An 11,678-nucleotide genomic window follows, 5' to 3' on the forward strand; every position below is an offset into this window, starting at 1 on the left:
GTATGAAATGATATTATTTGAATTGTAATAAAGGTTTTACGGAGGGATTAAATTTGGTAAAAAAACTTATTATAATTAACGGAACTATGGGTGTAGGAAAAACAGCAACAAGTAGGGAACTTAATAAAAAACTCAACAATTCAGTATGGCTCGATGGTGATTGGTGTTGGATGATGAATCCTTTTACTGTAAATGATGAAAATAAAGATATGGTTATAAAAAATATAACTTATTTATTGAGGAATTTTCTTATTAATTCATCATTTGAATATGTTATTTTCAACTGGGTTATACATTATGAAGATATTTTTAACCTTCTACTTCAACCATTAAGCGATTTAGAATTTGAGGTTATAAAAGTTACTCTTATTTGTTCAGGAGAAACACTTAAGGAGAGAATTTTAAATGATGTGAAGCTTAACTTAAGAGATGACGAAGAATTAAGCACAATTCTTGAACGTCTTGAGCTATATAAAAATATGAACACAGTAAAAATTGATACAACAAATATTTCTATAAATGAAACTGTAGATAAGATAATAAAAATTACATGTGAGTAACTACCCGTTATCCTTTCCAAACTATGCATCATTTTTCACATGAAGATAAAATTAAACTGTATTCAAAGATTTTCGATGCATTAAAAGCTGGTTTTATAACTGTAAAAATGAGTTGGAAAGTTGAAAATGTTACCATCATTGTTGCTCAAAAGTAAGATACTTTTTAAAACATAATCTCTTTATACATTACTTGATACATTACTTGAAAATTAAGATTAAACTTTTAGGTCTTGATATAGAAGTTAAAAGCAAAGAAAAAAGTGCCTCATCCAACGAAGATTAGCACTTTTTCTTACTAAATATCAAATTAAATCCAATAGCCCTAAAACAAAATAAATGTTCTAAGGATTACTTAGTGTTGTTGCACTAAGCATATTTATTTATATTATATCAAACTTTTTATAAAAATAAACAATAATTTTTGCAATTAATTTAGGATATTAACAATAAAGACTGTTCCAGTTTTTGTAAGGTACCTGGTCCCTGGTAAAAATAAAGTTTTACCTTTCCAAAACAAATTTTATTAAAGCTTTTATACCATCCTTGTCGTCATTTGTATTATAGAAATCTATGAATTTATAAATTAACCTATGAACTTCTAAATTGCTATCTATTGAAATTATCTCTAATAATTCATTTTTAATATTATCTAACTCGTTGAGATTATTTTCTTTACTGTAAATGTCAAAAAGTTTATCTAAAGAATTAAGCAGCAATTCATATTGTTTCGTAAGTTTTGCAGAAGAAATAGCCTTACGGTAATAATCTTTTGCTATATCCAGGCTGTTAATATAAACCCCTGCATTTGCTATTTCTAAATATATTTGAGGGACATAATCGTCTTTTGGCAATTCCTCCAAATTATCTGCAATAGAAATAATTTTATCAATATATCTTTTAACATTTTTTATATCTTCAAAATAAATATAGATATCCATCATGTTGCACATAATGACTAACTGTTTAATCCTATCCCCTGGGCCCAGAACTGATAAAATATGCTTATACTCATCCAGGGCTTCTTTATAATATTTAATTTCCTGAAGGCAATTTGCTTTAAGAGTAAATATTTTAAATTTATTATCATTAGACAATTCGTTAATTGAAGTTGTTATATGATTAATTTCTTCAAGTGATTCATTATATAAATTTAATTTTTTATAAGCTAATGCACTATTAAATGACAATTTAAATTTCAATTTGTCTGGTAACTGATTATAATTTAAAACAAGTTTCCCAAAATATAAAGCTTCATTATATCTGTTAAGCTTAATGCAACAATACATAAGTTTAATCAGCAAATCAGCCAATTCTGTATTAGATAATATTTTATTACCATTTTCAAAAGCTTTTAAATAATATGTATAACTGCTATGATACTCGTTTTTAAGATTAAATATATTCCCAATAATTTTATAGACGGTTATTTTTTTATTGATGTCTACCTCGTTATTTATTAAGAACTGGTCTATTCCCTCTATGTCATCGGATAAATTCATAGAGGAATTATTTGAATTTTCATTTAGAAATTTTATATATTTATCCACAATCAAAGTTGCTTGTATCTTTTCATCCTGAAGAAGATAGGAAGCAGTAACCCTAAAATCAATATTCCTTTGTTTACAAACATTATTGATATTATTGGCAATTACTTCAGCAGCATTAGTGGAAAGCCTAACTTTGTCATTTTCAATCATGCTAATTAGATTACGTGTAATTTCATTACCCGTAATTTCATCTTGCTTTAATCCTAATGATTTTCTAATATTTTTAATTTTTTCACCTGAAGATATAATTTTAATATTATCCATACGCACTTCCATATAAAAATATTTTAGTCAAGTAAATTATAGTACAGAATTTAACAAATGTAAAATTAAATGTTTACATTTGCTATGGGTGGTGGTAATATTTACATAAACAATAAGATAATTGTAAATAAGAATATTGACAAAATCTAATTATATATTTATTTAAAGTCAATAATGGACATACTAGGGATGCCTGGGGGGTGATATCTATGAAAATGAAATTTCAGATAATAGCTATTTTATGTATAGCTATTATATTTTCATCTTGCGGTGTTGCAAAAAAGGACAATGCTTTAACTCTTAGTAATGTTTCCAATTTAACAAATGAACAATGGATAGAGGATATTAATTACTTGGAAAAGAATCTGGCAAAAAAACATACCAATGTCTACCATACTATTACAAAAGAAGAATATGAAAAAGAATTCAGTGACTTAAAAAAAGAAGTCCCTGAACTGAAGGAATATGAAATTAAATTAAAGCTGGCCCAAATAGTTGCTTCTGTTGGAGATGCTCATACAGCTTTACGCGTAAATTTAGAGGCAAGATTTAAAGATGGTACTAATCTTTATCCATTTCAACTACATTGGTTTGGTGATGATTTAAAAATAATAGCTATAGACAGGAATTATGAAAAGTTTTTAGGTAATACTTTAATTTCTGTGAACAATACACCAACAAAAGAAGTGATGGCTAAGATTAATACTTTAATCTCTCATGAAAATGAGCAATGGTCAAAAAATCTTAATGAAGAACTTATCCGAATACCAGAAGTACTAAGGTTTCTAAACATAACAAAAGAAAACAAAGTTCAGTTTAGTTTTAGTGATGATAAGGGTAATATAATAAAATTAAATTTATCACCACAGACTGGTAAATTAGAAAATATGGTAAGCGTAGAGGATTCACTTACTAAAACTGTGTCTATGTATAATAATGACATGAATGACTATGACAATGCTTTTTGGTATAAATATATCCCAGATGATAAAATAATGTATTTCCAATATAATCAATGCATTGACAGGAATATTGCAAAACATTATGGAATTGAAAATTATGAAAAGTATCCTGATTTCAATAAGTTTACTGATGAGTTAATTAAAGAGCTTAATGATAAAGAAATAGATAAATTCATTATAGATTTAAGATATAACAGAGGTGGAGATTCTGGATTAATGAATGGATTTGCACGGAAGCTCTCAAATATTACGAAGCTAAATGGTAAAATATTTGTGCTAATAGACAAAAACACATTTTCATCTGGTGTAATTGCCTGTGTTTCACTTAAAAAAATAACTAATGCCATATTCATAGGAGAACCTACAGGGGGAAATGTAAATTGCTATGGTGATATAAAAAAGCTTATATTGCCCAATTCTAAAATTCCAATTTCGTACTCTACTGAATATTTTGAATTAGCACCTGAATATGAAGAAAATTTCACACCTGATATACCAATAGAGCAATCCTATATAGATTACACTAAAGGAATTGATGATGTTTATGAAGCTGCAAAGGCTTATAAAAATTAATGGAAACAAAAACTGGTCCAGTTTTTGTTTTTTACATTTCTTTATGATATTTAGAAAAGTAAGCCATATAGACTATGAAAATAAGCAGATAAGCCGCGGCAGCAAGTAAAATTATAAGTAAATTGTACTTCAATATACTATATATAATTACAAGAATACCAAATATTATCCCAATAACATCAAAGGCCTTTGCTTTTGCTTTGATTTCAATAGAATTAATAGTCCAATAAATACATAATTAAAAGTCTTCATCTTTAGAGTCCCCCTCATAAATAAATATTTCTTCAATGCTGACCTTAAACAACTTTGAGATTTTAAAAGCAAGTATTATGGATGGATTATACCTTCCATTTTCAAGTGAACTGATTGTTTGTCTTGTTACTTCAAGTTTTTTTGCAAGCTCTTCTTGCGTAATACCATGTTGTTTTCTAATTTCTTCAAGTCTATTTTTCACTACCATTCCTCCAATCAATCTATGTAAAGTTCACTATCCATTATCAGTGTATGACTAATTTTTATCTATGTCAAGCAAGCTTTCCATTTGCACTTAAAAAATTAGCTCAACTATCCATTACCACTTCCAGTAAATACCTCTATATGCTTCTACATAATTATGGTACAATATCCAAGTAAAATATGATAACCGCAGATGGGTGGCTGCGGGGGTTTTGAACGTTTTATCCCCCTTGGACTATTGGTGATATATCATCATAGTTAGGGGGTGGTATTGGATATGCTAGATTTGATTGTAAAGAGTTTTGCAGCCATTTATATTATTAGATTAGTGTTAAAACATAATCTTTTTATTTCTAAGTTAATTATAAATGTAAAATTTCTTGGAATTCACATAGAAATCAATGGCAAAGAGAAAAAGCACCCATCCAGCAAAGAATAGTGCTTTAAGCTCTTAGATTCACATAATAATTTTATCCAATAGCCCTAAAACAAAATAAATGTTCTAAGACTTAGCTTAGTGTTGTCGCACTAAGCTTTTCTTATTTATATTATATCAAAATTTCTATAAAAATAAACAATAATTTTTTAATTAATTGGAGGAAGCTTTAAGCAGATTAATCTCATGAGTATTTCCATTTAAATCTTTGACAATCATTTTTAAGCTGCTAATCTTATCAAAAGCTGTAATGGAAAAAGTCTTTGTTACATTAGTTTTATTGTCACCATTACTAGTTTCTACAACCCATTTTGTTGGCTTGTATACGGTTCCTTTATCATCTACCAATGTGATATTATCAATATCTTTTAAAGTATCTTGACTTAAAGGTTTTACCTGATTATTAAAGTTAAAAGTAATATCCATTCCAGTAGGCAGCATTTCAGCAGAAACAATATTTACAAAGGCATTTTTTTCAGAAGCTTTAAATACAATTGGTTTAACATCCTTAAATTTGTTATCTAGTTTTATGTTAGTCTTCCATGTACCATCAATGACTTTGTATAACTTTACTCCTGCTTCTTGTAATTGTTTCTTGGTATCATTGTCTAAATTAGGTAGTGTTTTAGGATCTATTTGGGCTGAGGCATCTGCATACAATTCTATTTTATTGATCTGAAGGTTAAAATTATTTATATCTTTGAAGCTCTTTGCTGCTGATACAGCATTTTCATCACCAAATCCATCCATAATGTTTAGAATATCATTAAAAACTAATTCTCCTTTTTCTTTATCTACACTGCAGCTATAATCTTCAGAAAGAGGTATTTCTTTACCATCATCAGTCTTGATACTGCAGCTAAGCTTAGCATTCTTAAAATATTTCAATGAATCTTTATCAGCAAACTTTAGATTTAAGGATAGGGCAGCTCTTTTACTGTCTTTTAAAACATTGCTTACCTTTATCTCCACGCCGTTGCTTTTCATAATATTATTATCTACATTTTGAATATAGCCATTATCTACTGCTTTCTGAACACCATAATTATTGCCGAATAAGGAATTCTTCACCGCGGCTATTGCAGTATTTCCAAAGGCAGCTCCTCCAATTATAGCTACAGCCGCTACAGCCGCTGCTATCTTATGTTTATATTGAAATTTAAATTTATTATTTTTACTTTTTCTTATTTGATTAAAAGCTATTTCTTTCTTTTTTAAAACACTGGCTGGTATTACCACGTCATCATTTAGAATTTTTTCCATTTGATCTTCAAAATTAATACTCATTATCTAATACCTCCTACAATACACTTTCATTAAGATAAACTGATTTTAATTTTTGCCTGGCCCTGCTTAATCTGCTTTTAATGGTGCCTTCCTTTTCATTAAGTGTTTCGCTGATCTCTTTTGTTGTAAGCCTGCTTACGTAATACATAACTATTACCAGCCTGTATTCATAGGGCAGTTTATTTAAAATACTTTCAAAATCTAATTTTTCCTCTGAGTTTTCAACATAAGCAGCATTGGTGCTTTCTAGTAAACTATAGTCATCTACATACAAGACTTTATCGTCGCTTATTATATCATTGCACTTATTTATTAAAATTTTAATTATCCAGGTTTTAAAATAACAAGGTTTATTAAGCTTCTTAATATTAGTAAAAGCTGCAAGAATTGTTTCTTGTATAGCATCACCTATACTCTCTTCATTTTTAAGCCTGGATCTTGCTATTTTATACATCTGAGGCATGTATTCATCAATAATCTTAATAAAGGCCTCATCATCTCCATTTTGAGCCTTCTTTATTAGCAATTCCATAGTTATCTCCTTCCTCGAAACACCGAGTAAACTTCCATTCTTATAGTCGGGTTATGCATAAAGGTCATAAAATTCATATGCGCATATGTTGTAAAGCTTAAATTATTCATTTTCAATATCATTACTAAACTCAGTCTGATAAATTTGAAGCTGCTCACTTTACACTTATTAGACTTAAAATAAAATAAAATGGTTGCATATAAAGTTATTTATATACATGTGAATGATAAAATAAAGTATACCAAAAATTAGAGCTAAAAGTATACCACCTATAACATTGAGATATGGAGATATATACCGTATCATGGTGTAGAATACTATGGAGTTTTATACTGAATATTTTTGCATATAAAATATTTGACAACAAAAAACGTATATAATATAATATTCTAAAGGCTTTGATCAGGAAAAGTAATTGGACTTTTTTCTTAAAGAGAGTGGGAGCTGATGGAAACCCATAGAAGGAATCTAATAAAAATCACCTGGGAGCTTAATATTGAAAATCTGAACTATTTTAGGCAAGTAAACTATTACGTAATTCTGCGTTAAAGAATAGAGTATCATAGATGTTGTTATAATATTTGTTGTACTTGAATTATAAGTTCACCATAGGTGGTATAGCGGTTATTTCTCCGTCCTAATCAGGATGGAGTTTTTTATTTTATAATTGCAGCATAGTATTACGTAAAATGGGCTGCTCATGCAGAAAGATGGGAAATATGAAGGGAGTTAAAGATAATGTATAAGAAAGTAGATTCTTCAAAAAGCTTTGTAGAATTAGAATCTGATGTACTAAAGCTATGGAAAGAAAATAAAATAGTTGAAAAAAGTTTTGCACTTAATAAAGATGGAGAGTATTTTACATTTTATGACGGACCTCCAACTGCAAATGGAAAGCCTCATGTGGGCCATGTGCTTACAAGGGTTATTAAGGATTTAATTCCAAGATACAAGGTAATGAAGGGATATAAGGTTTTAAGAAAGGCAGGATGGGATACTCATGGACTTCCTGTAGAACTTGAAATAGAAAAGAAACTGGGTATATCCGGCAAACAGCAAATCGAGGAATATGGTGTAGAAGCTTTTGTTAAACAGTGTAAGGAAAGCGTATTTACTTATGCTAATATGTGGAAGGATATGTCTGAGAAGCTTGGATTCTGGGTAGATATGGATCATCCATATGTGACATACCATAATGATTATATAGAATCTGTGTGGTGGGCATTAAAGCAGATGTGGGATAAAGGCCTTTTATATAAAGGCCACAAAGTTATACCATACTGCCCAAGATGCGGCACAGCCCTTTCATCTCACGAAGTTGCCCAGGGCTATAAAGACGTAAGAGAGTCTACAGCTTTTGTTAAATTTAAAGTAAAAGGTGAAGAAAATAAATATATACTTGCATGGACAACAACACCATGGACACTGCCAAGCAACGTAGCTCTTGCTGTAAATAAAAAGTATGATTATGTAGAAGTAGTGAATAATGGTGAAAATTTAATACTTGCTAAAAAGTTATTAAATGTACTTGAAGGTGAATATGAAATAGTCAATGAATTCAAGGGAGAAAAATTATTAGGAATGGAATATGAGCAGCTGTTCCCATTCTATACTCCTAAGGAAAAAGCATTCTATATTGTACACGGAGACTTTGTTACTTTAACAGATGGTACTGGAATAGTACACATTGCTCCTGCTTATGGTGAAGACGATAATTTATTAGGCAAGAAATATGGATTACCACTTATAAACCTTGTGGATGGAGAAGGAAAATTTGTTGACTGCGTAGAGCCCTGGAAAGGGATTTTTGTAAAGAAAGCAGACCCTAAAATATTAGAGTACATGAAGGAAACAGGCATACTTTATAAATCAGAAAAATTTACCCACTCATATCCTCACTGCTGGAGATGTGATACACCATTGCTTTATTATCCTAGGGACAGCTGGTTTGTAAAGATGACATCTTTAAGAGATAAGCTGCTTGAGAACAACAATAAAGTAAATTGGTATCCTGATAACATAAGGACAGGAAGATTTGGGAAGTTCCTTGAGAATGTAATAGACTGGGGAATAAGCAGAGACAGATATTGGGGTACACCACTTCCAATATGGGAGTGTCAGTGTGGACATAGAGAATGCATAGGCAGCAGGGCTGAGCTGGAGGAAAAGGGGATAAATGTTCCTAAGGATTTGGAATTCCACAAACCTTATATAGACAATGTTAAGCTTAGATGTCCTAAGTGCGGCAAAGAAATGACAAGAACCCATGAAGTAATTGACTGCTGGTTTGATTCAGGTTCTATGCCATTTGCACAGCATCATTATCCTTTTGAAAACAAGGAAGTATTTGAAAAAAATTTTCCTGCACAATTTATATCTGAGGCTGTTGACCAGACAAGAGGATGGTTCTATACACTGCTTGCTATTTCCACAGCTTTATTTGATACAAATCCCTTTGAAAATTGTGTTGTTTTGGGGCATGTTTTGGATAAACACGGTCTTAAAATGTCAAAACATAAGGGAAATGTTGTGGATCCATTTACAGTATTAGAAAAAGAAGGAGCAGATGCTACCAGGTGGCATTTTTATACAGCCAGTGCACCATGGCTTCCAACTAGATTTTCCGAGGAAGATGTTGCAGAAGCTCAAAGAAAGTTTATAAGTACACTATGGAATGTATATTCATTTTATGTACTTTATGCTGAAATAGATAAATTTGATCCTTTAAAATATGCAGATTTTGTTTCTGAAAATGTAATGGATAGATGGATAATATCAAAATTAAATACTTTAATAAAGCAGGTTGAAGAACATCTTGATAATTACAGAATAACTCAGGCAGCATTGACAATAGAAGACTTTGTAGATAGACTTTCAAACTGGTATGTAAGAAGAAACAGAGCAAGATACTGGTCAACAGAGCTTACAGATGATAAAATAGGTGCTTATACTACTTTATATAATGTTTTAGTAACCTTATCAAAGGTTGCCGCACCTTTTATACCATTTATAACTGAAACCATATATCAAAGTCTTGTTGTAAGCATGGATCCTAATGCAGTTGAAAGTGTCCATCTCTGCAAGTGGCCAAATTATGACGAAAGCCTTGTTGACAGCAGTTTAGAGAAGGATATGGATTTAGCTTATACAGTGGTAAAGCTTGGAAGAAGCGCTAGAAATTCAGCTAATATAAAGAACAGACAGCCTCTAAGTGAAATGCTCATGAGCACTAAATCACTTCCTGAATATTATGATGATATTATAATGGATGAATTAAATATCAAAAAGGTTGAGTTTGGAGCAGACTTGTCTAAGTATGTAAGCTTTGAAATTAAACCAAATCTGCCTGTGCTTGGAAAGGCTTATGGAAAGCTGATTCCTGGAATCAGAAAAGCAATATCAGAAATGAATCAGATGAACCTGGCACAAACTATTAATAATGGCGGCACCGTAAAAGTAGATGTTCAGGGAAATACCATTGAACTTACCAAAGAAAATTTACTGGTAACAATGCAGGGATTAGAAGGCTTTGCATTTGCTGGCGAAGGTGAAATAGGGGTTGTTTTAGAAACAACAATTACAGATGAATTAAAAGAAGAAGGGTATTTAAGAGAAATTTTAAGTAAGATACAAAATATGAGAAAAGACAGCGGCTTCCAGGTTGCAGATAAGATAAACTTATATGTTGGATACAATAAAATGCTTGAAGCTATAGTAAGAAAATATGAAGATGAAATTAAAAAAGAAACTCTGGCTGTCTCAGTATTTTATAATGAACCTGCAGAATATTCAGATTGCAAAATTAATGGTGAAGACTTTAAATTGTCAGTAAAAGTTGTAGAATAGTGTTGAACAGGGTATGGTAAATAAATATTATGCCCTGTTTTTTTAACATATTTGCAAAAAAGTATACTCAAACCTGCAAAATAACACAAACTACCTTGTATTGAAAAGGTTATACTAGTATAATATTATAAATATGTAATAGAAATTAAATGGGAGTTGATAATATGGCAGCATCAATCAAAGATGTGGCAAGAGAAGCAGGGGTGTCAATTGCAACCGTATCCAGAGTATTAAATGACGTGGATGTAGTTAATGAAGAAACCAAGAAAAAGGTTATTGAGGCTATAAATAAATTAGGATACAGACCAAATATAGTAGCTAGAAGTTTAAAAACTCAAAGAACAAAAACCATAGGAATTATTATTCCTGACATATCCATACCTGTTTATCCAGAAATAGTAAGAGGTGCAGAGGACGGAGCCAATATATACGATTACAATATAATGCTTTGCAACACTGATCTGGATCCAGAGAAGGAAAAGGAGTATTTAAGGGTTCTTAAGGAAAAGATGGTAGATGGCGTTTTATACATGAGTAATTCACTTGAACAAAGTGTTATTCAATTAATTAAGGAACTTCAGCTGCCAACAGTACTTGTTGAAACCAGGGACAAAGAAGAGGAATTTCCAAGTGTAAGTATAGACAACACAGGAGCAGCTTTAGATGCAGTACAGTATTTAATAAATAAGGGAAACAAGAGCATTGGATTCATTGGCTCCCATGAGGACGAATTAAATGCCTCAGCTTTAAGATATTTAGGCTATAAAAAAGCTTTGGGGGAAAATAATATAGATATAGATGATTCCATAGTTTCATTTGGCGGCTTAAAATCAATTGACGGCTATACCGGTGCTAATAAAATATTTGATAATAAGAAGGTTGATGCATTATTTTGTGCTAGTGACGAAATTGCAATGGGTGCAATTAATGCATTGAGGGACAGAAGAATAAAGGTCCCAGAAGAAGTAGATGTAATGGGCTTTGGCAATATAAATTCAGCTTCTGTTTTTTATCCTAAGATTACAACAATATCTCAGCCTATGTATGACATGGGATCCTTTGGAATGAGAATGCTGATAAAACTTATTAACAAACAGCCTGCTGAAACAAATAATTATGTTCTTGACTATGAACTGGTAGAAAGAGATTCATGCAAATAAACAAATAAAAAAAGTGATATGCCATTATTGCATATCACTTTTTTTTGCAAAAAAT

Annotated in this window: 9 protein-coding genes and 1 other annotated feature; of the genes, 5 read left to right on the forward strand and 4 right to left on the reverse strand. The window is 30.7% G+C overall.

The window, feature by feature from the left end; all coding sequences use genetic code 11:
- The first annotated feature begins 53 nt into the window (after positions 1-53).
- Positions 54-560, forward strand: coding sequence for an AAA family ATPase (locus EQM05_RS00840; RefSeq protein ID WP_128748039.1), 507 nt, complete (start codon positions 54-56; stop codon positions 558-560).
- 500 nt (positions 561-1,060) lie between these two features.
- Here the strand turns inward: EQM05_RS00840 and EQM05_RS00845 are convergent, their stop codons facing one another.
- A complete protein-coding gene (locus EQM05_RS00845) occupies positions 1,061-2,371 on the reverse strand; it encodes a helix-turn-helix transcriptional regulator (protein WP_164917156.1) in 1,311 nt (436 codons plus the stop codon).
- A gap of 209 nt (positions 2,372-2,580) precedes the next feature.
- On the opposite strand from EQM05_RS00845, the gene EQM05_RS00850 reads away from it, so the two are divergent.
- Positions 2,581-3,906 (forward strand): S41 family peptidase, encoded by a 1,326-nt coding sequence (locus tag EQM05_RS00850; RefSeq protein WP_128748042.1) that lies wholly within the window; start codon positions 2,581-2,583, stop codon positions 3,904-3,906.
- Between the two features lie 238 nt (positions 3,907-4,144).
- Here the strand turns inward: EQM05_RS00850 and EQM05_RS00860 are convergent, their stop codons facing one another.
- Positions 4,145-4,360 carry a helix-turn-helix transcriptional regulator gene (locus EQM05_RS00860; protein WP_128748044.1) on the reverse strand — a complete coding sequence of 72 codons (216 nt, stop codon included), beginning with the start codon at positions 4,358-4,360 and terminating at the stop codon, positions 4,145-4,147.
- 273 nt (positions 4,361-4,633) lie between these two features.
- Here EQM05_RS00860 and EQM05_RS00865 point away from each other — a divergent pair, with 273 nt between their 5' ends.
- Positions 4,634-4,801, forward strand: coding sequence for a hypothetical protein (locus EQM05_RS00865; RefSeq protein WP_205694152.1), 168 nt, complete (start codon positions 4,634-4,636; stop codon positions 4,799-4,801).
- A 150-nt stretch (positions 4,802-4,951) separates the two neighbouring features.
- Here the strand turns inward: EQM05_RS00865 and EQM05_RS00870 are convergent, their stop codons facing one another.
- Positions 4,952-6,085, reverse strand: coding sequence for a DUF4179 domain-containing protein (locus EQM05_RS00870; RefSeq protein ID WP_128748048.1), 1,134 nt, complete (start codon positions 6,083-6,085; stop codon positions 4,952-4,954).
- Positions 6,086-6,098: 13 nt separating this feature from the next.
- The gene (locus EQM05_RS00875; protein WP_128748050.1) at positions 6,099-6,617 is read right to left on the reverse strand and encodes a sigma-70 family RNA polymerase sigma factor; all 519 of its coding nucleotides are present in this window, start codon (positions 6,615-6,617) and stop codon (positions 6,099-6,101) included.
- A 389-nt stretch (positions 6,618-7,006) separates the two neighbouring features.
- Positions 7,007-7,260: a binding site (T-box leader), on the forward strand.
- Between the two features lie 95 nt (positions 7,261-7,355).
- On the opposite strand from EQM05_RS00875, the gene ileS reads away from it, so the two are divergent.
- Positions 7,356-10,463, forward strand: a complete 3,108-nt coding sequence (ileS, locus tag EQM05_RS00880) for an isoleucine--tRNA ligase (RefSeq protein WP_128748052.1) — start codon at positions 7,356-7,358, stop codon at positions 10,461-10,463.
- A gap of 164 nt (positions 10,464-10,627) precedes the next feature.
- Positions 10,628-11,623: a LacI family DNA-binding transcriptional regulator gene (locus tag EQM05_RS00885; protein WP_128748054.1), complete on the forward strand. Its 996-nt coding sequence runs from the start codon at positions 10,628-10,630 to the stop codon at positions 11,621-11,623.
- Positions 11,624-11,678: the final 55 nt, after the last annotated feature.

Origin of the sequence: Clostridium sp. JN-9, from assembly GCF_004103695.1 — a bacterium.
In the GTDB taxonomy this organism is placed as follows: Bacteria; Bacillota; Clostridia; order Clostridiales; family Clostridiaceae; genus JN-9.

What these genes read in the sequence shown, in the direction of transcription:
- EQM05_RS00845 (WP_164917156.1), bottom strand. Translation starts at nt 2,371, where the DNA reads ATGGATAATATTAAAATTATATCTTCAGGTGAAAAAATTAAAAATATT.
- EQM05_RS00850 (WP_128748042.1), top strand. Translation starts at nt 2,581, where the DNA reads ATGAAAATGAAATTTCAGATAATAGCTATTTTATGTATAGCTATTATA.
- EQM05_RS00870 (WP_128748048.1), bottom strand. Translation starts at nt 6,085, where the DNA reads ATGAGTATTAATTTTGAAGATCAAATGGAAAAAATTCTAAATGATGAC.
- EQM05_RS00875 (WP_128748050.1), bottom strand. Translation starts at nt 6,617, where the DNA reads ATGGAATTGCTAATAAAGAAGGCTCAAAATGGAGATGATGAGGCCTTT.
- ileS (WP_128748052.1), top strand. Translation starts at nt 7,356, where the DNA reads ATGTATAAGAAAGTAGATTCTTCAAAAAGCTTTGTAGAATTAGAATCT.
- EQM05_RS00885 (WP_128748054.1), top strand. Translation starts at nt 10,628, where the DNA reads ATGGCAGCATCAATCAAAGATGTGGCAAGAGAAGCAGGGGTGTCAATT.